Below are 23,081 nucleotides of genomic sequence, written 5' to 3'. Positions count from 1 at the left end.
TCTGACGATCTGACGAGTGAATTCTGGACGCGACCCGTCGCGGCGCGACGGGGCGGGGGTGCGAGGATCGTCGGGGGCTCTTCGTCGCCCTCCCCCGCCCGCCCCCGCCCTTCCGGAGACCCCCTGTCCGTGTCGCGCCCGGCTGACATCGCGTCCGGCGCCGGCGCACCCACGCCGGTGCTGCTCGCCACGCAGTTGCTGTTCAACGTCGGTTTCTTCGCCGTCGTCCCCTTCCTCGCGCTCGTGCTCAGCGACGACTTCGCACTCGCCGCGGCCGCGGTCGGTCTGGTGCTGGGGGTACGCACGTTCGCGCAGCAGGGCATGTTCCTCGTGGGCGGGGTGCTCGTCGATCGCTTCGGCGCGCGACGCACGATCCTCACCGGCTGCGCGGTGCGCGTGCTCGGCTTCGCCACCCTGGCCCTGTCGTTGCTCGCGCCGACGCCGCAGCTCGCGGCGTTCGTCGCCGGAACGGTGCTGACGGGACTGGGCGGGGCACTGTTCTCGCCGGGCATCAACGTGCTCGTGGCGGATGCCGAGCAGCGCCGCGCCCCCGCCCGATCCGGCTCCCGCGCCTCGCTATTCGCATGGCTGAGCGTGGCCGGCGAGCTCGGGGCGGTCATCGGTCCGCTCGCCGGGGCGGCGCTGCTGGGGTGGGGCTTCGTGGTGGTGGCCTTCGCGGGTGCCGCGTTCTTCGTGCTCATCGGCGTGTTCCTCGCCGTCGCGCTCCCTCGGCGAGCGGCTTCCGCACCGACACTCGGCATCCATGGCCGGTGGTGGTCGCTGCGCGATCGCCGATTCGTCGGCTTCTCGGCCGTGCACGCCGCCGACCTGCTCGCCTTCAATCAGCTCTATCTGGCGTTGCCGCTGCAGCTCAGTCGCGCTGACGGGGGCGCGGGCCTGGTGGCGCTGATGTTCGCATGGGTGTCGGCCCTGACACTCGTGCTGCAGCTGCCGGTGTCGCGGTGGTGCCTCCGAATCGGCGCCGCGCGTGCGCTGCGGGCCGGATACGGGGTCTCGGCCGCCGGCTTCGCCGTGATCGCCGCGTCCGCGGTGCTCCCGCTCGTCGCCGCCGCGCAGATCGTGGCGGTGTTCGTCGCCGCCGGGCTCGTGATCCTCGGGCATCTCACGACGAACCCCACCGCGCAGGGCCTCGTCCCGCGGTTCGCGGGTGCATGTCCCACCGGGTCGTTCTTCGGTCTGCTGTCGACCTGCGGCGGCGTCGCCGTGCTCGTCGGCAACATCGTCGTCGGGGCTCTGCTCGGCTGGCCCGCCGCCCCGGCGGCCGCGTGGCTCTTCCTCGCCGCCCCGCTCGTCGTCGCCGCGATCCTGGCACCGCCCCTCGCGGCATCCGCCGGACGGAAGGGACCTACAGCTCCAGCGTGATCCGCTCGCACGCGGCCCGCGACACGCACACCATCATGGTGCGGTTCGCGGCCTGCTCCTCCGGCGACAGCACCGAGTCGCGGTGCTCGACCTCGCCGTCGACGATGGCGACCTCGCAGGTGCCGCACGTGCCGACGCGGCAGCTCGAGGGCACGATGGCGCCGGCCTCCTCGACCGCGTCGAGCACCGAACGCTCAGGCGGCACGGTCACGGTCACGCCCGACAGCATGAGGTCGACCTCGAACGGCTCCGCCCACACCGGCGGGCCCAGTACTTTCGCCTCGAACCGCTCGAGGTGCAGGCTCCCCGCGGGCCAGGCGGCCATGGCATCCTCGAGCCCTTCGATCAGGCGCGCGGGACCGCACGAGTAGACGACGGTGCGAGCGACCGGGGTGGCGAAGCGCGTGGGGAGGTCGAGGCGTCGCCCCTCGTCGGCGGCATACACCTCGACCCGCTCGCCGTACCGCGCGACCAGATCATCGACGAAGGCCATCGTCGCCCGCGAACGCCCGGCGTACAGCAGCGTCCAGGTCGCGCCCGCGGCTTCGGCGGCGTCGATCATCGGCACGATCGGAGTGATGCCGATGCCCCCGGCCACGAACACGTACGACCGCCCGGCGGTGGGCGCGAAGAGGAAGTGGTTCGCCGGCCCCCGCACGCGCAGCGTCGCGCCCTCGACGGCGTTGTCGTGCAGCCAGACCGATCCCTCGCGCTCACGCAGCACGCCGATGCGCCACGTGCCGCGATCGGAGACCGAGCCGCAGAGCGAGTACTGCCGCTCGAGGCCGCCCGGCAGCACGACGTCGATGTGCGCCCCGGGCGACCAGTGCGGCAGCGTGCCCGTCGTGCGCTCGAGGTCGAGCAGCACGATTCCCTCCGCGGCGTCGCGACGCGCGCGCACGACGGTCTCGAACGTGACACCCCCGCTCATGCGCCGGCCCCGTCGTGGTCGCCGGTGCCGTGCACGATGTCTTTCACGATGAGCAGGCGGTAGGTCGTGCCGTCGGGGGAATGCCAGCGGTGCGGCGTGCCCGAGCGGCAATAGACGGAGTCGCCGACGTGCAGGGTGCGCTCGCCGTAGACCCCGAACGAGATGACGATCGAGCCCTCGAGCACGGTGAGGAACTCGTCTTCCTCGTGCACGTAGTGGTCGCCCGGTTCGGCGTTCGAACCGGTGAACTCCAGCGGCTCGAACCGTCGCGGACCGGTGGCGAGCAGCCGAGCGGTGCCCTCGGCGTAGGGACCGATCACACCGCCGTCGGCGGCGACGAACGACGGGCGCGCGTCCTGGTCGGTGCGCGGGGGTTCCGAGGCCGCGATGAGCTCCACACGGCTGGTGCCGAGCGCCCGGGCGAGGCGTTCCAGGCTCGCCATGCTGGGACGGGCGAGGCCGCGCTCGAGCTGGCTGAGGAAGGGATGCGACAGCGTCGCCGCTTCGGCGAGCTGGGTGAGCGTCAGTCCGCGGGCCTTGCGCAGGCCCCGCAGGTGGGCGCCGAGCAGTTCGTCGCCGGAGGGGACGTCGTCGACATCGATCGCGGGGGCCATGGTGGTCATCGTCGCACTCTCTCGTACAAATGGGCGACGATCTCGCCCTCGTCGGCGGTGATCAGTCGGCCCTCGTCGACGACGACGCGTCCGCCGACGACGACGGTGCGCGGCCGGCGGCCGGGGGCGGCCCAGAGAAGACCGGCGACCGGATCGGCGACACCGGCATCGGCGACGCCGGAGACGTCCCACAGGCACAGGTCGGCGGCCGACCCGGGGGTGAGGCGTCCGAGCTCGGGGCGGCCCAGTCCGTCGGCGGACCCGGCGGTGGCCATGTGGAGGACCTCGGATGCCGGCAGCTGCGGCCCCACGAGCGCTGAGACCTGCATCGCCAGGCGCGCGTCGGCCAGCAGGTGCCCCGCGTCGTTGCTGCCGCCGCCGCTGGTTCCCAGGCCTACGGCCAGGCCGGCGTCGCGCAGCCGCCGCACCGGCGCGACCCCCCACCCCATCGGCACGTCGCAGCCGGGGGCGTGGGTGGCGGAGACGCCGGATGCCGCGAGGCGGGCGATCTCGTCGTCGGTGACATCGCAGAGGTGGGCGAGGGTGACGTCGGGCGCGAGCCAGCCCCACTCCTCGAGCAGGTCGAGGGGCCGTGCGCCGTAGCGCGCGAGGGCGATCTCGACGTCGACGACCTCGTTCGCCTGCGTCCGCCGGCGCAGGCCGTGTCGCTGCGCGACCTCGCCCAGCAGCTCGAACGTCGCACGCGGGTCGCTGTGCACGCCCGCGGGCCCCACGGCGATCTGCAGCATGCCGTCGTCCGAGACGCCCCCGTGGATGCCGGGGAGCAGTGCCCGCACGATGGCGTCGGCCGACGCGGCGGCCTCCTGCGGGTCGTCGCGCGCGGCGCCCCGCACGAACACCAGGCGCGCGCCGAGCGTCGCGGCGGCATCGGCCGCGGCCCGGGCCATGCCGACCGTGTCGGCGCCGCTCGGCCAGGTGAGGTGGTGGTCGGCGACCGTGGTGACGCCGCTGAGCAGGGCCTCGGCGAGCCCGGCGCGCGCGGCGAGGCCGGTCAGCTCCGCGTCGACGCCGGCGGCCGCATAGGCGGAGGCCATCGCCGGCAGCCAGTCGCGCATCGGGATGCCGCGAGTGCCCGGCAGCGTCCGGAACGCCGTCTGCAGCAGGTGGTGGTGAGCATTGACGAGTCCGGCGGTGACGACGCACCCCGTGGCATCCACCTCGATGGCGCCGGTGAGATCGGCGGTCTCGGCGATCACCCCGTCCACGCTCACGACGTCGTCGGTGTGCACGCGTCCGTCGCCGTCGACCACGGCCACCGCGCCGCGCACCACGAGAACGCTCACGCGGTCCTCACCGCGCACGCGCCCGCGGCGTGGTGCAGGCCGGGGCGCCGGGACTCGCGCAGGGGGCGCGCGTCGGCGGCGTTGCGGGTCGCCACGATCTCGGCGATCACCGACAGAGCAGTCTCCTCCGGTGTCGCCCCGCCCAGATCGAGGCCGAGGGGTGAGTGCAGGCGTGAGAGCTCGGCATCCGTCACTCCCGCCGCCCGCAGCAGCTGCGCGCGGCGGGCGACGGTGGCTCGCGCGCCCATCGCACCGACGAAGCCGACGGGCAGTCGCAGGGCGGCGCGGAGCGCGGGCACGTCGAGACGTTCGTCGTGGGTCAGCACGCAGACGGCCGTGCGGGCATCGGGCGCGCGCAGGCGGGCGAGGTACTCGTGCGGAGCGCCGACGACGAGCTCGGAAGCATCGGGAAAGCGTTCCGGGGTGACCAGCAGCGCCCAGTCGTCACAGACGGTGACCGCGAAGCCTGCCGCGGCTCCCAGCCGGCAGAGGGCGGCCGCGTGCTCGCCGGCGCCCAGGATGACGAGGCGGGGCGCCGACGGGCGGTGCAGGTGCAGATCGCCGCCGTCCAGAACAAGGTGCACCGCCGCCTCCCGACCTGCGCGGGCGTCGGTGAGCGCCGGCAGCACCCGCGCCGGGTCGACGGGATAGGCCACGACATCGACCGCTCCTCCACAGGCGAGCCCCGCGGCGATCGGGGTCACGACGCCGTCGTCGGTGAAGCCGAACCGTGCGCGCCGCACCGAGCCGGTGCGCAGGGCGTCGAGGCCCAGCATGACGGCGTCGTGCTCGACGCAGCCGCCCGAGATGGAGCCGATCACCCGGGCCTCGCGCGTGACGGCGAGGGTGGCTCCGACCCCGCGCGGGGCGCTGCGCACCACACGGGTCACCGTCACCGCCGCGACGGGCTCGCCCGCCTCGAGCAGCGGCACCAGGTCGGCGGCCAGATCGAGCATGCCCACGACCGTAGTCGGGGCGTGTTTCGCGCGCGCTACGCTGTCGTCACCATGCCGGCCATCCCCTCCGACGCCCCCTGCGGACTGGTGCTCGCCGCGGGTGCCGGGCGCCGGTTCGGCGGCCCGAAGGCCTTGGCGCGCACACCCGCCGGCACGCCGTGGCTCGCCCTCGCGGTGCGCGCGCTTCACGAAGGCGGGTGCGGCGAGGTCCTCGTGACGCTCGGCGCAGCGGTCGACGAGGCGCTGCCCCTCCTTCCCGCAGGAGTGACGGTCGTCCGTGTCGCCGACTGGCGCACGGGCATCGCAGCCTCCGTGCGAGCGGGCCTCGCTGCGGCGGCGTCCGGGTCCGCTTCCGCGGTCGTGGTGCTTCCCGTCGACACCCCGGATGCCCCGTCCTCAGCCGTTGCACGCCTCGCCCGCCGTGCGGGGCCCGACGCCCTGGCCTACGCCGTCTACGACGGCTCGCCGGGGCATCCGGTGCTCATCGGGCGTGATCACTGGAGCGCCGTCGCAGCGTCGGCGCGCGGCGACGTCGGTGCACGGCCCTACCTGGTGGCGGCGGGGGCGGATGCCGTCGAGTGCGGGGACCTGTGGTCGGGGGCCGACCGCGACGAGCGCTGACCGACGCCTCGATTACCGCACCTCCCGCCGCGAGCCGTCGAGGCCGCGCGAACAGCGCGCCATCCGCCGGGTGTACGAGAGGCCCCCGTCCGACGTGCGGCGACGATCCGCACGGGGACCGCCCCTGCTGTCAGCCCCCGAGCACGACGTTCAGCGGCTCCTCGCCGGCAAGGAGGCGGTCGATCTGACGGCGGAGCAAGCGGGCGATGCGGGGACGCATGGCATCCGTCGCCCCTCCGACGTGCGGGGAGATGAGCACGCCCTCGAGGCTCCAGAGCGGATGGTCCGCGGGAAGGGGCTCGGGGTCGGTCACGTCCAGCGCCGCCCGGATGCGCCCGCGCCGCACGTGCGCCACGAGCGCATCGGTGTCGACGAGCGGCCCGCGACCGACGTTGACGACGAGGGCGCCGTCGGGCAGTGCCGACAGGGCCGCATCGTCGATGACATGGCGCGTCGCGTCGCCGCCCGGCAGTGAGGCGATGACGATGTCGGTCTCGGCGAGAACGTCGTGGAGCCTGCCGAGAGGGAGGACCTCGACGTCATCCTGCAGGCGACCGTGCGAGGCGACCGCGCGCAGCTGCACCTCGAAGGGCTTCAGACGCGCGGCGATCGCCCGGCCGACGCCGCCGAAGCCGAGCAGGGTGACCCGCTGGTCGGCGAGACCCGTCGCGCTGCCGCCGATCCATTCGCCCCGGTCCTGCGCGCGCACGAGATCGGGCAGGCGGCGCTGCGCCGCGAGGGCGAGCGTCACGGCCAGCTCCGCCGTCGCCGTCTCGTGCACGCCCGACGCGTTCGCGAAGACGAGGCCGTCCGGCAGGCGTCCCGCGACGTTGTCGTAGCCGATCGACTGGCTCTGCACCAGGCCGATCTCGACCGTCGACAGAGCCTGGATCACGCCGTCCATCGACATGTACGGCGGCACGACCATGTCGAAACGCTCGCGCGGGGCGGCATCCTTCATGTCCCAGACGACCACGTCGACGCCCTCGGGAAGGGGCTGCAGGTCGCTCTGGAGCTGAGCGGTGGGCACGGACACGATGAGGGGGGTCTCGGTGGTCACCCGCTTCACGCTACCCGCGTCCCCGCCGCGAGGACCGGGTAACGGACCCTGTGTTCCGCGCGCGGCCTGAGCCGTGTGCGATGGGCAGGCTCTCGCGTCGCGTCCGGGGCGGACCGCGGATGCCGCGGGCGCGCGTCTCAGCCGAGGGGAACGGCGGCGGGCTCGCGCCGGCCGATGTGCACCCCCACCGGCACGTCGTACGCCAGGTACTCCGCCAGCAGATCGGCGGAGTCGCGCTGGAACAGCCGTCGCGACAACGCGGCGGCGAGTTTCGTCGCACCCCCGACGAGGCCGGGGATCTGGTGGCTCAGCATGCCCTGGCTGATGCGCGCGCCGTGGTTGAACATGTGGATGCGTGACATCGCCTCCCCGCCCCGGTGGTCGACGAGCCCGAAGTCGTCGTCGAGGTACGGGAAAGCGGCCAGCCCGGGGTTCTGCGCGGCATCGGCCGGGGAGAGGCGGTCGCTCCAGAGCACGGCATCCTGAGCCACCGTCGCCAGCTCGGGGCGGCGGGCGAGGTCGGCGACGATCCCCGTCGCGGCGAGCACGACGTCGTAGCGGTGGATGCCGTGCGGCGTCGTCACGGCGATCTCGCTGCCCGTCCATTCGACGTGCTGCCACGGTGACGAGGTGAGGAAGCGGAAACCGTCGAAGGCGTGGGCGCGCCACAGGGCGTTCTGCGTGGCGGGCTGGTCGACGGCCGAGAGGTGCACGTTGAACGCCCATTTCTGCGCGTCGGTGAACGAGCCGTAGTTCTCGATGAGTCCGGCGAACTCCATCCAGCGGTACGGGCTGACCTGCGGCATCGCCGCGCGCCGCATGTGCACGTCGACGCCCGCCGCCCCGTGCTCGAGAGCCGTCGCGGCGTTGTCGAACGCGCCGGTTCCCGCGCCCAGGATGCCGATGCGCAGACCCGCGAGAGCGGCGAAGTCGATGTCGTCGTGCGTATGGTGCACGCGGTCGGCGGGGAGCCCGTCGAGGAGGGCCGGAATGTGACGACCACCGGCACCCTCGATGCCGGTGGCCAGCACGACGTGACGGGCGGGGAGCAGCCACTGTCCGTCGGGGCCGTCGAGGTGCAGCTCCAGGGGCCCGTCGTCGGTCGTGGTCAGCAGCCGCGTGACGCGGGTGGAGGGGACGACGGTGATGTCGGACACCTCGCGGTACCACTGCAGGAAGCCCTGCCAGGCGGTGGTGGGGAAGTAGTCGATGTCGTCCCACGCCGCCGGGCCGTAGACGGCCTCGAACCAGGCGCGGGGGCTGACCGCGGGGGTGCCCCAGGTGGGCCACGCGATGTCTTTCGGCGTGCGGAGCGTGTGCATGCGCGCGTAGGTGGTCCAGGGTCCCGCAGCGCCCGCGGGGGCGGCGTCGAGCACGACCACGTCGTCGATGCCGCGACGGCGCAGACCCCGGGCGAGGACGAGACCGGCCTGCCCGGCCCCGACGATGACGACGGGCCGCACGCCGTCGCGCGCGGCGACCCACGGGCGTCCGTCGCCGGCGCTGAGGGCGCTCTGGTGCGCCGCCTCGCGTTCGAGCGCGGCGAGGCGGGCGGACGCGTCGGGAAGGACGGTGAGCATGCTCACTCCGCGTCGATCACGACACGCACACCGTGGGCGTCGTCGAGACGGTGGTTGTGGTGGTCGGCGACGTTGGTGTCGTCGAGTTCGAGGTTGACGAAGTCCATGCTCGGCTCGGCGAAGAAGGGTCCCGCGTGCCAGGTGCCCTTGCGCATCGTGATGGCGGTGCGCGGCGGGATGCGGAAGGCGCGCAGGTCGTCGAGACCGGGCTCGTCGATGCCGGGGGCAGCCACGGCGATCGTCCACTCGACATCGCCGACCGCCATCAGCGTCTGCGTCGTCTCGAGGTGGCGCGTGACGCGCACGAACGCGGCCGGCTTGTCTTCGAGGTGCATGAGGTAGAAGCGCGGGATGCCGTTGGACACGTCGAGCACCGCCTCTTCGGCGGTGAACGGGGTGCCGTCCTCCATCGGTGTCAGCACGACACCGTAGGGCTCGAAGCCCGCGGGGGTGACGACCTCGGAGGTCAGGGCGTGGACGGTGAGGGTGTCGGACACGGCGGCTCGCTTTCGTCGGGTGCCACGAGCGTACGCTTGTCCAACAAGTTGATCCACACCGTGTCCGACACGTTCACGACGCGGTTACACCGACGAAACGCGTCACGAGCGGACGCGGCGGATCAGCGCATTGCGCAGCCCCGCAGGCGCGGCCAGCTGCACCTCGCGCGACCAGTACCCGATGCGGTCGTCGGCGCCGTATCCGCAGTAGGTCATCTCGATCACGGGCGTGCCGGTCTCGGCATCCAGGATTCCCGCGCGCTCCGCGTCGAGGACGATCGCGTCGATCCACATCGTCTCCCAGGCGACCCGGATGCCGTTGGCGGCTTCGGCGAGATCGAACACCGGCCGGCGCGGGTCGAGCTCGACATCGCGGGCGAGGGGCACGAGGTCTTCGGCGAGGGCGTAGGGGGCGCCGTCGACACGCCACATCTTGCGCGTGCGCAGCACCGCGGTGCCGTCGGGCAGGTCGTCGTAGCGGTCGCCGCCGGGGCGGAGGGTCACGTGATCGGCCGCGACGACATCGAGGGTGGGCTCGTAGCCGGCGGCGCGGATCGACAGGGAGTGGTCGAACTGCTCGTCGATGCGGCGGCCGACCCCCGGCAGACGCCGGTTGGGCGAGGTGCGCGCGCCCTGCGTGCGGTGCACGTACCCGCGCTCCTCGAGGCGGATCAGCGCCTCGCGCACCGAGTTGCGGCTCGCGCCGGTGAGCTCGGCCAGGCGCGGCTCGGACGGGAGGGTCTCGGCATCCGCCCGCCAGAGCTGCAGGATGCGGTCGATGAGCGCGTCCTGGTCGGGGGCGCGCTTGTCGGACACGGTCTCACGCTACCGCGCGCCCGCCGCATCGGACGTCGGGCGTCGGGCGTCGGGCGTCGGGCCTCGGTGTCGAGGGGAGGGCGAGGGGTGAGGGGAGGGCGCTTGATCGTCGAGGGTCCTCCGCTGGTCCCTGATCCTCCGCTCGTCACCGGAGAGCGGGTGCTCGCGGATGCGGCACCCGGCTGCGGCGATGCTCCCGACGGGTCAGGCCGCGGCGCCCACCACGGCGGCGATCGCCGACGTGAAGAAGCCCAGGCCGTCGACGCCCGAGCGCATCGCGGCGCTCGTGCCGGGGCCGAAGCCGGGCTCGACCGCGTGCTCGGGGTGGGGCATGAGGCCCACGACGTTGCCGCGCTCGTTGGTCAGGCCCGCGATGTCGTCGAGCGAGCCGTTGGGGTTCACGCCCAGGTAGCGGAAGGTCACCAGGCCCTCGCCGTTCACGCGGGCCAGGGTCTCGGCATCGGCGATGTAGCCGCCGTCGGCGTTCTTCAGCGGGATGACGATCTCGTCGCCCTCGGTGAAGTCGCTCGTCCACGCGGTCGAGGCGTTTTCGACGCGCAGGCGCTGGTCGCGGCGGATGAACTGCTGGTGCGCGTTGCGGATGAGACCGCCGGGCAGCAGGTGCGCCTCGACGAGCATCTGGAAACCGTTGCAGATGCCGAGCACGGGCATGCCCTTGGCGGCGGCGTCTTTGACCTCGGCCATGATCGGGGCGAATGCGGCGATGGCACCCGCGCGCAGGTAGTCGCCGTAGCTGAACCCGCCGGGGAGCACGAGGGCGTCGACGCCCCGGAGGTCGTGCTCGCCGTGCCAGAGCGCGACGGGCTCGCCGCCCGCGAGACGGATCGCTCGCTGTGCGTCGCGGTCGTCGAGCGATCCCGGGAAGGTGATGACGCCGATGCGGGCGGTCACTCCACGACCTCGATGTTCACCACGTCTTCGATGACGGCGTTCGAGAGCATCTCATCGGCGAGCTCGCGCGCGCGGGCGAGGGTCGCGTCGTCGACCTCGCCGTCGACGGTGAGCTCGAAGCGCTTGCCGATGCGGACATCGGAGAAGCGGTGCTCACCGAGACGCGACAGGGCGCCGGCCACGGCCTTTCCCTGCGGGTCGAGAAGCTCGGCCTTGGGCATGACGTCGACGACGATGGTGGGCACTGCAGCTCCAGGGAGTCGGGTGGCGTTGTGGGCTCCAGTCTACGGGAGCGGGCCTTCGCCCACCGTCGCCGCGGGCGCGCCTCCCGCGCGCTCCCTCCCGCGCCCCCGCCGGCCGCGGCCGCGGCCGCGCCCCCGCCCCCGCCCCCGCCGACCGCGGCCCGGGCCGGCCGCGCCCTCGCGCTGGCCGGGCCTCGCGCCGCCCGCGCCCGCGTGTGCCGCATCCCCGCGATAAACGCGATTCGCAGGAAGAAACGCCCCGTCCCTGCGTTTGCCCCCGCAAAAGGCGTTTATCGCGGAGGTCGCGCCCCGTACGGGCCGCACCCTGGTGCCCGCCGTGCCCTCGCGTCTGCCGCAGATCTCGCGATGAACGCGATCCGCGGGGAGAAACGCCCGGTCCCCGCGTTTGCTCCCGCGAGAAGCGTTTATCGCAGAGACCGCACGCCCATGCCGGCCGTGCCCCCGTGCCGACCACGCCCTCGTGCCGGCCGCGCCCTTGTGCCGGCCGCGCCCCCGTGCCGGCCGGGCCCTCGCGTCTGCCGCAAACCTCGCGATAAACGCGATCCACGAGGAGAAACACCCCATCCCCGCGTTTGCTCCCGCGAGAAGCGTTTATCGCAGAAACCGCACCCGCGCGCCGGTCCAGGCGCTCGCGTCTGCCGGAACCCCGCGATAAACGCGATCCACGGGGAGAAACGCCTCGTCGCCGCGTTTTCTCCCGCGAGAAGCGTTTATCGCTCAGACCAAAGGTGGGCGAATCTCGTGGGAGCGCTCTCTTGACGTCGTGGGAGCGATCCCATACAGTCGGTCCCGACCGGCTGGGAGCGCTCCCATGGGAGCCAAGCCTGAGGCTCCGCCGCGCCGGTCCACAGCCACCACAAAGGAGTGAACCGTGAATTCTCGTGCCCTGCGTCGGACCGCGCTCGTCGCCGCCGTCGCCTCCACCTCCGCCCTCGTGCTCGCCGGCTGCTCGGGCGCCGGGGGGTCCGCCTCGGGCGGTTCCGACGGCGAGGTCACCCTGACCATCGCCACCTTCAACGACTTCGGGTACACCGATGCGCTCCTGCAGGAGTACATGGACGCCCACCCGAACGTGAAGATCGTGCACAACAAGGCCGCGACCAGCAACGAGGCGCGGGAGAACTACTTCCAGAAGCTCGGCAAGACCGGCCTCGCCGATATCGAGGCCATCGAGGTCGACTGGCTGCCCGAGGTCATGGAGTACGCCGACCTGCTCGCCCCGGTGCCCGACGACCTCAAGAGCCGATGGCTCGACTACAAGGTCGAGGCCGCCACCAGCCCCGAGGGTCAGCTCGTCGGCTACGGCACCGACATCGGCCCCGAGGGTGTCTGCTACCGCTCCGACCTGTTCGCCGCGGCCGGCCTGCCCACCGACCGCGCAGAGGTCGCGAAACTGCTCGAGGGCGACTGGTCGACGTACTTCTCGGTCGGCGACCAGTACGTCGCCGCGACCGGCAAGGCGTTCTTCGACTCCGCCGGCGGCACCTACCAGGGCGCGATCAACCAGGTCGAAGCGGCCTACGAGAACCCCGACGACGGCAGCATCACCGCCACGAAGAACCCCGAGGTCAAAGCCATCTACGACGAGGTGCTGAAGGCCAGCGCCACGCAGTCGGCGCACCTCGGGCAGTGGTCCGACGACTGGTTCGCGGGGCTCTCGAACGGCGCCTTCGCCACCATGCTCTGCCCCGGTTGGATGCTCGGCGTCATCGAGGGCAACGCGCCCGAGGTCACCGGCTGGGACATCGCGAACGTCTTCCCCGGCGGCGCGGGCAACTGGGGCGGGTCGTACCTGACCGTCCCCGGCAACGGCGCCAACGTCGAGGCCGCGCAGGAGCTCGCCGACTGGCTGACCGACCCCGAGACCCAGGTCAAGGCGTTCGAGAACGCCGGCACCTTCCCGAGTCAGACCGACGCCCTGAGCGCCGCGGCCCTCACCGGCAGCACCAACGCGTACTTCAACGACGCCCCCGTCGGGGAGATGCTCTCCGAGCGCGCGCAGGCCGTGAAGGTGTCGCCCTACAAGGGCCAGTTCTACTTCCAGATCAACGACGCTATGCAGAAGGCCCTGACGCGCGTCGAAGACGGAACCCAGGATGCCGCGACGTCGTGGCAGCAGTGGGCATCCGAGGTCGACGCCCTGTCCTGACCACCGTCCTCTCGCGTGAGGGGTCGAGAAACGTCGCCCAGCAGAGGCTGAAGCGACAGATTCTGACCCCTCACGCGCTCGGAAAAGGAGACACCGTGACCAGCACACTCGAGCGGGCCGCCGCCACGACGACGCCGTCGACGGGGGAGCGCACGCCCCGCCGCCTCGGCTTCGGCCGGCGCCGCAGCGCGTGGGACCTGAAGCTCTCGCCCTACCTCTACATCTCGCCGTTCTTCATCCTGTTCGCGATCACGGGGCTCTTCCCGATCGCCTACACCGCCGTGATCTCGTTCATGGACTGGGACCTCGTGCGAAACTCCGGCGAGTTCATCGGCTTCGACCAGTACGCCTGGGTGCTCTCGCAGCCCAAGTTCTGGATCGCGCTGCGCAATACCTTCAGCATCTTCCTGCTCTCGAGCGTGCCGCAGCTGATCATCGCCGTCTTGATCGCCGCAATGCTCGATCAGAACATCCGCGCCAAGACGTTCTGGCGCATGAGCGTGCTGGTGCCCTACGTGATGGCCCCCGTCGCCGTCGCCCTCATCTTCAGCAACATGTTCGGCGACCAATACGGCGTCGTGAACACCACGCTGCAGAACCTGGGCCTGCCGGCCGTGCCGTGGCACTCCGACGCCTTCGCCAGTCACATCGCCATCGCGACGATGGTCAATTTCCGCTGGACCGGCTACAACACCCTCATCCTGCTCGCGGCGATGCAGGCCATTCCCCGCGAGTACTACGAGGCCGCGACCGTCGATGGAGCAGGAAAGATCCGTCAGTTCTTCTCCATCACGCTGCCGAGCCTGAAGCCCACCCTCGTCTTCGTCATCATCACCGCCACCATCGGCGGCCTGCAGATCTTCGACGAGCCACGCATGTACGACCAGTACGGCACCGGCGGCGCCGACAACCAGTGGCTGACGGTCACTCTGTGGCTCTACAACGTCGGCTGGGGCGAGTGGAACTTCGGGCGGGCTGCGGCGCTCGCCTGGATCCTGTTCCTGCTGATCCTCGCGATCGGCGCGATCAACCTGTTCATCACGCGCTCGCTCGTGCGCGACGAGGGCGGCCGGGGCGACGCCCGCTCTCGCCGCGAGATCCGTTCGCAGGCGCGTGCCGCGAAGAAGCGGCTGGCGATGGATGCCGAGTCCTCGCCGTCGACGTCCGCATCCATCGCCCGAGAGGAGGCGGGCCGATGACCGCCGTCAACGCCGCACCCGTGCCCATCGCCGACCGCGACCCCGCCGGCCGCCCCCGTCGCCCGCGCCCCGTGCGCGGCGCCCGTCCCGGGTGGATCGTCTACGCCACCCTCGGCGCGGTGCTGCTGGCCAGCCTGTTCCCCTTCTACTGGTCGCTGCTGATCGGTTCGGGCGACTCGTCCACCATCCGCGACGCCGAGCGCTCCTGGATCCCCGGCGGCAACTTCTTCGCCAACGCCGCGTCGGTGATCGGCGACCCGGCCGTCAACTTCTGGCCGGCGCTGCTGAACTCCATCATCAGTTCCGGACTCATCGCGGCATCCGTCGTCTTCTTCTCGACCCTCGCCGGCTGGGCGTTCGCCAAACTGCGGTTCCGCGGGGGACCCTGGCTGCTCGTCTTCGTCGTGGGCACGATGGCGGTCCCGACCCAGCTGGGCGTCGTGCCGCTGTACATCCTGTTCAGCGAGCTCGGGTGGACCGGCCAGCTCGGCGCGATCATCGTCCCCGCGCTCACGAGCGCGTTCGGGGTGTTCTGGATGACGCAGTACCTGCGCCAATCGGTGCCCGACGAGCTGATCGAGGCCGCGCGCGTCGACGGGGCGAGCTCGTTCCGCACGTTCCTCACCGTGGGGGTTCCGGCCGCGCGCCCCGCCGCCGCGATGCTCGGCCTGTTCACCTTCGTCAGCGCCTGGAACAACTTCTTCTGGCCGTTCATCGTGCTCGACCGCCAGAACCCGACGCTGCCGGTGGCCCTGTCGCTGCTGCAGTCCAACTACTTCGTCGACTACTCGATCGTCCTCGCGGGCGTGCTGCTGTCGACGATCCCGCTGCTGCTGCTGTTCGTGTTCGCGGGCAGGCAACTCGTCAGTGGCATCATGCAAGGGGCGGTCAAGGGATGACCCTCGCGCCCACGGAAGGAACCCGAACCATGTCCCAGTCCCGTTCGTTCCCCGAACGCTTCCTCTTCGGCGCTGCCACCGCCGCCTACCAGATCGAGGGCGCCGCCTTCGAGGACGGCCGAACGGCATCCATCTGGGACGCGTTCAGTCGCGTGCCCGATGCCGTGATCAACGCCGACAACGGCGACGTCGCGTGCGACCACTACCACCGCTACGCCGACGACGTGCAGCTGATGAAGCAGCTCGGCCTGCAGACGTACCGCTTCTCGACGTCGTGGTCGCGGGTGCGTCCCGACGGCGGCGCCCTCAATCCGAAGGGCGTCGATTTCTACAAGCGCCTCGTCGACGAGCTGCTCGGTGCCGGCATCCTGCCCTGGCTGACGCTCTACCACTGGGACCTCCCGCAGGCGCTGCAGGAGAAGGGCGGCTGGACCGTCCGCGAGACGAGCGATCTCTTCACCGAGTACGCGCTCGACATGCACGACGCCCTCGGCGACCGCGTCGACGTGTGGACGACGCTGAATGAGCCGTGGTGCTCGTCGTTCCTCAGTTACACCGCCGGTGCCCACGCCCCGGGGCACTACTCGCAGGCCGAGGGCATGCTCGCCGCGCACCACCTGCTGCTGGGTCACGGCCAGACCGTGCGGGAGCTGCGCGCCCGTGACGCCTCGCTCAACCTGGGGCTGACGCTGAACCTCACGGTGGCGGATGCCGTGAACCCGGCCAACCCCGCCGACCTCGACGCTGCGCGACGCATCGACGGGCAGTTCAACCGCTGGTTCCTCGATCCGGTGTTCCGTGGACAGTATCCGGCCGACATCATCAAGGACTTCCGCGACACCGACGCCGAGGCCGTCGCGCGCTGGCAGGAGGCCGTCCAGCCTGGCGACCTCGACATCATCTCGACGCCCATCGATTCGCTCGGGGTGAATTACTACCACGGTGAGCTCGTCGGCGGAACGCCGCCGGAGGTCGACCCGCCGGCCGGCGACGCCCCCACCCCGCGCCCGATCGGCAAGCCCTTCCCCGCACACCAGAACCTGTACTGGCACGACCGGGGCCTGTCGCGCACGAACATGGGCTGGGAGGTGCAGCCCGAGGGGCTGACCCGCCTGCTCGAGCGGGTGAGCGAGGAGTACGCGGCCCCCGTCGGCACCGCGCTGTACGTCACCGAGAACGGCGCGTCGTACGACGACGAGGTCGTGACCGATGACGGCGAGAAGCGCGTGCACGACACCGAGCGCGTCGAATTCGTCGAGGCGCACCTGGCGGCGGTCCTGGATGCCGTGGAGAAGGGCGTCGACGTGCGCGGCTACTTCTACTGGTCGCTGCTGGACAACTTCGAGTGGGCCTGGGGCTACGCCAAGCGGTTCGGCATCATCGCCGTCGATTACCAGACGCAGGAGCGCACCATCAAGGACTCCGGCCGGCAGTACGCTCGCATCATCGCCGAGCGCGCACTGGCCACCGAACCCGCGGTGTGACCTTCGCGCGAGGGACCCGAGGAGGCACCGCGATGGAACTCGCACCCGTTCGAGGTACCGCAACGATCGAAGAGGTGGCGGCGCGCGCCGGCGTCTCGAGATCGACGGTCTCGCGCGTGGTCAACGGTTCCACCGCGGTCTCTCCCGCGGCCCTCGAGGCCGTGCGCCGCGCGATCGATGAACTGCAGTACGTTCCCAACCGCGCGGCGCGCTCCCTCGCCAGCCGGCAGACGCGCGCCATCGCACTCGTCATCCCCGAGCAGACCGACCGGTTCTTCGGCGACCCGTTCTTCGCGTCGATCGTCGCGGGCATCGGCGAGGTGATCGGCGAGAGCGACTACGTCATGAACATGCTGATCGCCAGCGACGACGCCAGCGCGAAGGCGCTCGCCTACCTGCGCGGTGGCAGCGTCGACGGCGCGATCGTCGCGTCACATCACACGAGCGACACCTTCCTGGAGCGCATCGCCGATGTGGTGCCGGTCGTCTACGGCGGGCGACCGGCGCGCGTGCGCGCCGAGGACTACTACGTCGATGTCGACAACGTGGCGGGCGGTCGAGCGGCGACCGCGTACCTGATCGCCCGCGGGCATCGCCGTATCGCCACCGTCTCGGGGCCCCCCGACATGCCCGCCGGTATCGACCGCTTGCAGGGTTTCCGTGACGAGATGGCAGCGGCGGGGCTGGAACCCGTCGCCGTCGAGAACGGCGACTTCACCGAGATGGGCGGGGCGCTCGCCATGAACCGCATCCTCTCGGCGGGCGCCGAGATCGACGCTCTCTTCGTCGCGAGCGACCTGATGGCCCGCGGCGCCTACGCCGCCCTGCGCGAGAAGGGCATCGAGCCGGGGCGCGACGTCGCGGTCGTCGGATTCGACGACTCGTCGGTATCCACCGCGCTCGCACCCGCGCTGACCACCGTGCGCCAGCCCTCGCTCACGCAGGGGCGGCACATGGCATCCGTGCTCCTCGACATCCTCGCCGGGCGACCGGCGGTGCACGCGACGATCCTGCCGACCGAGATCGTCGAGCGCGCGTCGGCCTGACCCGGAGCCCGGGCGGCGGGGAGTTCCGCACGCTGCCGCGTCGGGCGGGCCGCCCCGAGAACAGCGGATGCCCCAGAACAGGCCCTCAGCGCTCGGATCCTCCTGTGGCGGGCGCATCGCCTGTTCTCGTCACGGTCGGCGGATCAGCGAACCCCGGGACGCGGCTGCTGGTACACGTCGGGGACGTCGTCGCCGTCGGCATCCACTTCTTCGGCGAGGGCGAGCTGCTTGTAACGGCGGTTGCGCACGAGCAGCACCGCCGATGCGAATACGGATGCCAACAGCGAGGCCACCATGATGGCGATCTTCGCGTCGTCGGTGTGCGGCGAGCCCGCGGGGAAGCTCAGCTCGGCGATCAGCAACGAGACGGTGAAGCCGATGCCGGCGAGCAGGCCCACGCCCGTCAGGTCGATCCACTTCAGCGCCGGATCGAGGCGCACCTTCGTCACGAGAGTGAGCAGGCGCACGCCGAGCAGGATGCCGATGGGCTTGCCCAAAACGAGACCGGCGACGACGCCGATCGTCACCGGATCCATCACGGCGCGCAGGAGCCCCTCGCCCCCGCCGACCGATACGCCGGCGGCGAAGAAGGCGAACAGCGGCACGGCGATACCCGCGGACAACGGCCGGAAGCGGTGCTCGAACTGCTCGGCGAGATCCATGCCTCGGATCTCGGGTCGGCGACGGGATGCGGCCACGGGAACCGTGAAGGCAAGGGCGACACCGGCGATCGTGGCGTGAACCCCCGATGCGTGCAGGAAGGCCCACGCGGCGAAACCGATCGGGAGCAGCACGACCCAGGCCCCCCACGACGCGCGGGCGAACCACGCGCGCCCGCGGTGGGCGACGACGCCGTAGACGACGACGAGCACCGCGAACAGCGCGAGGGGAAGCAGCGAGATGTCGCTGGTGTAGAAGATCGCGATGATCGCGATGGCGATGAGGTCGTCGACCACGGCCAGGGTCAGCAGGAAGATGCGCAGCGGCCCGGGCAGGTGCGAGCCGACGAGTGCCAGCACGGCGACGGCGAACGCGATGTCGGTGGCGGTGGGGATCGCCCACCCTGCCAGCAGGCTCGGCTGCGTGTGCACGATGGCGACGTAGATCAGCGCGGGCATCGCGACACCGGCGAAGGCCGCCGTCACGGGCACGACCGCCGTGTTCAGTCTCCGGAGACTCCCCACGACGATCTCTCGCTTGAGTTCGAGGCCGACCAGGAAGAAGAAGACCGCGAGCAGGCCGTCGGCCGCCCAGGAGCCGACGCTGAGTTCGAGGTGCCACGGCTCGTAACCGAACCGAAGATCGCGCAGGGCGAAGTACGCATCGGATGCGGGCGAGTTCGCCCAGATGATGGCGGCGATCGCGGCGACCACCAGCAGCATGCCGCCGACGGACTCGCGACGCAGCAGAGTGGTGACGCGGTGCACCTCGGCGTAGCCGGGCCAGCCGGGCGCGCGGACGGTGTCGTGGCTCATGGGACTCCTGAGGGGTCGATCGACAGAATGTCGACCAGACTTCCCGACGCACCGGAGACGATCATATCGCCGAGGCCTGGCGGCTTCGACGGGCTTCTCGCCCCGTGCTGCATGAGGTAGGCAGCCCGTCGAAGCAACCGCGAACGGCGGGGCCCCCGCGGGTTCGGCCCGCGTGGCGTGCGAGATCACCGAGCCCGTCGGAGGGGGCGCGTCGGCGCTCAGTCCTCTTCGGGGTTGAAGTGCGACGCGGTGTCGGAGTGGCCGGCGGCGACGCCGTCGGGGTCGTTCGGGATGGTGCCGTCGGCGCCGAGCCCGCCGGGCTTGGCCTCGCCGTCGGAGTCATCCGACGCGGCGGCGGGTGCGTCCTCGTCGGGCGAGACCTCGACGTCGGCGCCTTCGTACGCGTCCTCGTCGGCGGCGGCCTGCGAAGGGTCGGAGATGTCGGATGCCATGAGCGTGCCTCTCGTCGTCGGTGGCGGGGGACCGGTCGGTGCCCGCCGGAAGCCCGACATTACCGAGCGGCCGGGACTCGGCATCCCCTCTTGCGGCGGCGATGCGGGGTGTGCTGCTGGGCGTCCGAGTCACGCAACGACGGAGTGCGCCGCCCCCGATGCGGCGCACCCCGTCTGTTCGTCAACGACCGGGGGAGTGGTCGACGAACGATCACTCCGCCGTCGACGACTCCGCTCCCGTGGTGGGTTCGGCTTCGGCGTCGAAGTAGCCGAGCGACTGCTCCTGCAGGAACGCACAGAGTTCTGCCGCGATCTGGAGCTCGTGGGTGAGGGCGTTCAGCTCGAAGCTGGTGAGATCAAGCACCCCATCGGCCTGTTCGATGACGACGTGCCAGTTGAGCTCGTCGCCGACCGGTCGCGGTTCGATCCAGACGGTGTTGGGAGCGTTTTCCAGCGGCACGACGACCAAACCCAGATCCTGGTTGTTCTCGGCGTCGTGCACGACCACGCGGACCGTCTCGGCGCCGCCGCGGGCCTCGACGAAGTCGGCCACCCAATGTTCGAGTGTCTTCTTGTTGTGGAAGGGCATCGGGTCCTCCTGTGACGGTCCGTCGGGCGAGGGCGAGGGCGAGGGCCGAGGACGGGTCAGGCTGCCGCGGCGAGCTGCGCGCGGTGCGAATCCTCCTGCTGCTGCCACGTCGCGGCATTGAGCAGCAGGCCTGACGACATCGCGGCCTGGTCGGCGAGTTGGCGGAGATAACCGCCGGAGAGGCGTGCGGACTCGGGAGACGAGTACTGGAACCGCAGCGAGATCGCCGGCTGGATCCACAGGGTGGTTCGGCTGTGCGCGGCCTCGGTGTCGGTCCAGGTGATCGTGAACGACTCGCCGCGGCGCAGCTTCGTCGCGAGCACGACCTGCAGGTACTGCAGCAGGCGGTCGTCGATGTCGATCGGCTGAGGGTCGGAACCGTAGTAGAGGTGTCCCATGGTGACTCCTGGAGGGGTGGAATGCGAGCGATTCAGAAAACGAGGGAGGCGATGGCGCTGACGGCCAGTACTGAGACGGCCGCGGCTGCGGCGGTGACGCCCACGTAGAGCCGCCGCGCGGTGGCATCGGCCGGTGTCGCGACGAACGTGGTGCGGCGAAGGGGAGTGGGCTGCGCCCAGGTGAACACGTTGCTGGTCATCTCGATTGTCCTTCCGACTCTGCCCGGACACTCTCGGCCCGCTGGTGATCAAGCTAGCAGATAGTCAACACGCTTAGGTAACCCGGTTGAGTGTCACCGACCTTTAATGTCACGATGGATGAAGGTCAGCCTCAGAACCTTACGGAGCTAGGTATAGTTGGCGACAGCGTACGAAACCTAGGGAGCGAGATGATGAACGCAGAAAAGGGTGAGACGTCCCCCCTGATGACAGCGCTGGCGCTGTACAGCTGGGAACGCGACGACGCCGCTGCGCGAGCGCGTAAGCAGCTCGGGGTCAACGAGCTCGACGCCAAAGCCCTGGCGTACATCAGTCTCAACCCGGGGGTGCGGCCCTCAGAGCTCGCCGGCCACCTGGGCGTGACCTCTGCGGGGATCACCACGTTGGTCGAGCGTCTCGTGCGTCGCGGCATCATGCGCCGTGAAGCCGACGAGAACGACCGGCGCGTCAGCCACATCCACCTTGCGGTCGACCTCGAGAAAGAGCCCTGGTCTCAGCTCGCCCACTTCCAGAACACGTTCCGCGGGGTCGTCGAACAGCTCGACCCCCAGGTCGAACGAGATTTCGCGGCGTTCTTACGGCACGCGACCCTCGCGGCGAAGGAGCGAGCGGCCAGTGTCGACCGTGCCGCGGTCACCGGCGTCCCCGCCGTGTGATCAGTTCGGGGCGTCGGCTTCGAGTTGTGCCATGTGCGCCACTGATTTGCGCTGGAGGAAGGCGCACAGGTCGGCGGCGTGCATCAACTCACGGCAGAGGTCGTAGACGGCGTCCGGCGACAATGCGGTCACCTCGGGTTGCGCCTCGAACGTGACCCGCCAGTCGGGAGCGCCGACGGCCATCGGCGCCAGGTAGACCGACGTGGTGGCGTTGGCCAGCGGGAAGATGACGAGCCCACTGTCGACGCCGTCGACCGGATCCTGATCGGCGACGAACGCGACTCCCCCGCCGGCAGCGCCACTCGCATCGAACTCTGCGAGCCACGCCTGCAACGTGTCTTTACTGCGAAACGGCACCCTCGCACCCTCTCGTTATTCGGCCAGCGGCATCCCGCCCTGAGAATCGTACGACACAGCGAATCGTCGTTGAGAGTCTGCCGACCCGGCGACGTCACGCCACGGCATCGGCCGCGTGACTCGCTCGTGCGTGCGCGGCCGCGCGGACGCGGAACGCACACGCCCCCGCGTGATGCCCTCGTGCGTGCGCGGTCGCACGGACGCGGAACGCGCACGCCCCCGCGGGGACGTGCGCGTTCGAGCCGGCCGGGTCAGGCCGAGAGAGCCGGCTGCTTCACGACGAGGCGGTCGCCGTCCCAGCCCACGGGCATCGGGTCGGTGATGCCGCCGACGAAGCCGCCATCGGGGCCGACGTTGCGGAACGCGAGCAGCTGCCACGCGCCCGCGCGGTCCTGGATCAGGCGACCGACGTAGAGGTCGTCGTCGGTGATCGGGGTGGCGGCCCCGATGTCGAACGGGCCGAGCACGCTGTCGGCGGCCACCGCCCACACCGCACCGCGTGGGTGGCGTGCGCGCACGGCATCCATCGCCTGGGCGGTCATGCACGAGAACAGCAGCACGGCGCGGCCGTCGACCACCTCGACCTGCGTCACCTCGAGCTGACCGAAGCCCTCGTCGGAAGGGTCGCTGACGGGAGCCTGGAGCGTCCACGTCTCGAGGTCGGGCGAGGTCGCGTGAGCGACGACGCCGCTGCCGTTCAGCGGACCGCGCGGCGTGCGGGCGGTGACGTACATGTGCCACCCGTCACCGGCGGGGTCGGCGAACACCCACGGGTCGCGGAAGGCCTCGTCGTGCCAGGCGGTGGTGGCGAGGCGCTCGTAGACCTCGCCGTCGGCCTCGAGCACCGGGTTCGCCGGGTTCTTGTGCCAGGTGAACAGGTCGTCGCTGGTGGCGTAGCCGATGCGCTGCACGTTGCGTCCGTCGTCGCCCAGTCGAGAGCCCGTGTAGAAGAGGAACCAGGTGCCGTCTTCGCGGCGAACGGTCGAGCCCGTCCAGGTGGCGAGCGCGTCGAAGTCGTCGGCGCCGCCGCGCACGAGGGCGTCGGCGACGCGCTCCCACGACATCAGGTCGGTCGAGACGGCGTGGCCCACCGAGGCGCGGTAGTGGCGGTCTTCAGGGTCGTGCAGTGCGCGCGAGGCGTACAGGAAGAACAGGTGGTAGGTGTCACCGTCGTCGGCGAACCAGAAATCCCACACGTAGGAATCGGCGAGGTCGAACACG

25 protein-coding genes are annotated in these 23,081 nt (G+C 71.1%); 8 read left to right on the top strand and 17 right to left on the bottom strand.

Annotation, left to right across the window (positions count from 1 at the left end; all coding sequences use genetic code 11):
- Nucleotides 1-129 precede the first annotated feature (129 nt).
- The gene (locus QE410_RS15140) at nt 130-1,383 is read left to right on the top strand and encodes an MFS transporter (RefSeq protein WP_307333522.1); all 1,254 of its coding nucleotides are present in this window, start codon (nt 130-132) and stop codon (nt 1,381-1,383) included.
- Here QE410_RS15140 and QE410_RS15135 read toward each other — a convergent pair.
- The 4 genes from QE410_RS15135 to QE410_RS15120 are packed head-to-tail and all read right to left on the bottom strand — an operon-like array spanning nt 1,367 to nt 5,188.
- Complete coding sequence (locus QE410_RS15135) at nt 1,367-2,314, bottom strand: PDR/VanB family oxidoreductase (protein ID WP_307333520.1); 948 nt, start codon at nt 2,312-2,314, stop codon at nt 1,367-1,369. The genes QE410_RS15140 and QE410_RS15135 overlap by 17 nt on opposite strands.
- Nucleotides 2,311-2,937: a helix-turn-helix domain-containing protein gene (locus tag QE410_RS15130; protein WP_307333519.1), complete on the bottom strand. Its 627-nt coding sequence runs from the start codon at nt 2,935-2,937 to the stop codon at nt 2,311-2,313. Before QE410_RS15130 ends, QE410_RS15135 begins: the two co-directional genes overlap by 4 nt.
- Nucleotides 2,934-4,232: an amidohydrolase family protein gene (locus tag QE410_RS15125; protein WP_307333517.1), complete on the bottom strand. Its 1,299-nt coding sequence runs from the start codon at nt 4,230-4,232 to the stop codon at nt 2,934-2,936. Before QE410_RS15125 ends, QE410_RS15130 begins: the two co-directional genes overlap by 4 nt.
- Nucleotides 4,229-5,188, bottom strand: coding sequence for an XdhC family protein (locus QE410_RS15120; RefSeq protein ID WP_307333515.1), 960 nt, complete (start codon nt 5,186-5,188; stop codon nt 4,229-4,231). The genes QE410_RS15125 and QE410_RS15120 overlap by 4 nt, the downstream gene beginning before the upstream one ends.
- Before the next feature lie 51 nt (nt 5,189-5,239).
- On the opposite strand from QE410_RS15120, the gene QE410_RS15115 reads away from it, so the two are divergent.
- Nucleotides 5,240-5,809, top strand: coding sequence for an NTP transferase domain-containing protein (locus QE410_RS15115; RefSeq protein WP_307333513.1), 570 nt, complete (start codon nt 5,240-5,242; stop codon nt 5,807-5,809).
- Between the two features lie 130 nt (nt 5,810-5,939).
- Here the strand turns inward: QE410_RS15115 and QE410_RS15110 are convergent, their stop codons facing one another.
- The 6 genes from QE410_RS15110 to purS all read right to left on the bottom strand — a co-directional run bounded on the left by QE410_RS15110 (nt 5,940) and on the right by purS (nt 10,919).
- Entirely contained in the window at nt 5,940-6,869 is a 930-nt protein-coding gene (locus QE410_RS15110) for a 2-hydroxyacid dehydrogenase (RefSeq protein ID WP_307333512.1), read from the bottom strand.
- Nucleotides 6,870-7,006: 137 nt separating this feature from the next.
- Complete coding sequence (locus QE410_RS15105) at nt 7,007-8,449, bottom strand: FAD-dependent oxidoreductase (RefSeq protein ID WP_307333511.1); 1,443 nt, start codon at nt 8,447-8,449, stop codon at nt 7,007-7,009.
- A 2-nt stretch (nt 8,450-8,451) separates the two neighbouring features.
- Nucleotides 8,452-8,946 carry an ureidoglycolate lyase gene (locus QE410_RS15100; RefSeq protein WP_307333510.1) on the bottom strand — a complete coding sequence of 165 codons (495 nt, stop codon included), beginning with the start codon at nt 8,944-8,946 and terminating at the stop codon, nt 8,452-8,454.
- 102 nt (nt 8,947-9,048) lie between these two features.
- A complete protein-coding gene (locus QE410_RS15095; protein WP_307333507.1) occupies nt 9,049-9,762 on the bottom strand; it encodes a GntR family transcriptional regulator in 714 nt (237 codons plus the stop codon).
- Between the two features lie 204 nt (nt 9,763-9,966).
- Nucleotides 9,967-10,674, bottom strand: coding sequence for a phosphoribosylformylglycinamidine synthase subunit PurQ (gene purQ / locus QE410_RS15090; RefSeq protein ID WP_307333505.1), 708 nt, complete (start codon nt 10,672-10,674; stop codon nt 9,967-9,969).
- Nucleotides 10,671-10,919: a phosphoribosylformylglycinamidine synthase subunit PurS gene (gene purS, locus QE410_RS15085; RefSeq protein WP_307333504.1), complete on the bottom strand. Its 249-nt coding sequence runs from the start codon at nt 10,917-10,919 to the stop codon at nt 10,671-10,673. The genes purQ and purS overlap by 4 nt, the downstream gene beginning before the upstream one ends.
- A gap of 889 nt (nt 10,920-11,808) precedes the next feature.
- On the opposite strand from purS, the gene QE410_RS15080 reads away from it, so the two are divergent.
- The 5 genes from QE410_RS15080 to QE410_RS15060 all read left to right on the top strand — a co-directional run bounded on the left by QE410_RS15080 (nt 11,809) and on the right by QE410_RS15060 (nt 17,714).
- Nucleotides 11,809-13,086, top strand: coding sequence for an ABC transporter substrate-binding protein (locus QE410_RS15080; protein WP_307333503.1), 1,278 nt, complete (start codon nt 11,809-11,811; stop codon nt 13,084-13,086).
- A 95-nt stretch (nt 13,087-13,181) separates the two neighbouring features.
- Nucleotides 13,182-14,285 carry a carbohydrate ABC transporter permease gene (locus QE410_RS15075; protein WP_307333500.1) on the top strand — a complete coding sequence of 368 codons (1,104 nt, stop codon included), beginning with the start codon at nt 13,182-13,184 and terminating at the stop codon, nt 14,283-14,285.
- The gene (locus QE410_RS15070) at nt 14,282-15,184 is read left to right on the top strand and encodes a carbohydrate ABC transporter permease (protein WP_307333499.1); all 903 of its coding nucleotides are present in this window, start codon (nt 14,282-14,284) and stop codon (nt 15,182-15,184) included. The genes QE410_RS15075 and QE410_RS15070 overlap by 4 nt, the downstream gene beginning before the upstream one ends.
- A 29-nt stretch (nt 15,185-15,213) precedes the next feature.
- The gene (locus QE410_RS15065) at nt 15,214-16,668 is read left to right on the top strand and encodes a glycoside hydrolase family 1 protein (protein ID WP_307333497.1); all 1,455 of its coding nucleotides are present in this window, start codon (nt 15,214-15,216) and stop codon (nt 16,666-16,668) included.
- Between the two features lie 32 nt (nt 16,669-16,700).
- Nucleotides 16,701-17,714, top strand: a complete 1,014-nt coding sequence (locus QE410_RS15060) for a LacI family DNA-binding transcriptional regulator (RefSeq protein WP_307333494.1) — start codon at nt 16,701-16,703, stop codon at nt 17,712-17,714.
- Nucleotides 17,715-17,857: 143 nt separating this feature from the next.
- On the opposite strand, the gene nhaA is transcribed toward QE410_RS15060, so the two are convergent.
- The 5 genes from nhaA to QE410_RS15035 all read right to left on the bottom strand — a co-directional run bounded on the left by nhaA (nt 17,858) and on the right by QE410_RS15035 (nt 20,828).
- Nucleotides 17,858-19,189, bottom strand: coding sequence for a Na+/H+ antiporter NhaA (gene nhaA / locus QE410_RS15055; protein ID WP_307333492.1), 1,332 nt, complete (start codon nt 19,187-19,189; stop codon nt 17,858-17,860).
- Between the two features lie 218 nt (nt 19,190-19,407).
- On the bottom strand, nt 19,408-19,641 hold the full coding sequence (locus QE410_RS15050) for a hypothetical protein (RefSeq protein ID WP_307333490.1): 234 nt from the start codon (nt 19,639-19,641) through the stop codon (nt 19,408-19,410).
- Between the two features lie 211 nt (nt 19,642-19,852).
- On the bottom strand, nt 19,853-20,230 hold the full coding sequence (locus tag QE410_RS15045) for a hypothetical protein (RefSeq protein WP_307333488.1): 378 nt from the start codon (nt 20,228-20,230) through the stop codon (nt 19,853-19,855).
- Nucleotides 20,231-20,286: 56 nt separating this feature from the next.
- Nucleotides 20,287-20,628: a hypothetical protein gene (locus tag QE410_RS15040; protein ID WP_307333487.1), complete on the bottom strand. Its 342-nt coding sequence runs from the start codon at nt 20,626-20,628 to the stop codon at nt 20,287-20,289.
- Nucleotides 20,629-20,660: 32 nt separating this feature from the next.
- A complete protein-coding gene (locus QE410_RS15035; RefSeq protein ID WP_307333485.1) occupies nt 20,661-20,828 on the bottom strand; it encodes a hypothetical protein in 168 nt (55 codons plus the stop codon).
- A 189-nt stretch (nt 20,829-21,017) separates the two neighbouring features.
- Between QE410_RS15035 and QE410_RS15030 the strand changes: the two genes are divergently transcribed.
- On the top strand, nt 21,018-21,503 hold the full coding sequence (locus QE410_RS15030; RefSeq protein ID WP_307333483.1) for a MarR family winged helix-turn-helix transcriptional regulator: 486 nt from the start codon (nt 21,018-21,020) through the stop codon (nt 21,501-21,503).
- On the opposite strand, the gene QE410_RS15025 is transcribed toward QE410_RS15030, so the two are convergent.
- Together QE410_RS15025 and QE410_RS15020 are read right to left on the bottom strand one after the other, a co-directional pair.
- Nucleotides 21,504-21,860 (bottom strand): hypothetical protein, encoded by a 357-nt coding sequence (locus QE410_RS15025; protein WP_307333481.1) that lies wholly within the window; start codon nt 21,858-21,860, stop codon nt 21,504-21,506.
- Between the two features lie 251 nt (nt 21,861-22,111).
- On the bottom strand, nt 22,112-23,080 hold the full coding sequence (locus QE410_RS15020) for a glycosyl hydrolase family 32 (RefSeq protein ID WP_307334570.1): 969 nt from the start codon (nt 23,078-23,080) through the stop codon (nt 22,112-22,114).
- Nucleotide 23,081 lies beyond the last annotated feature (1 nt).

This window comes from Microbacterium sp. SORGH_AS_1204 (assembly GCF_030818935.1).
Lineage (GTDB): Bacteria > Actinomycetota > Actinomycetes > Actinomycetales > Microbacteriaceae > Microbacterium.
Note: the sequence above shows the minus strand (reverse complement) of the source record. Positions and strands in the feature narration are given on the sequence as shown.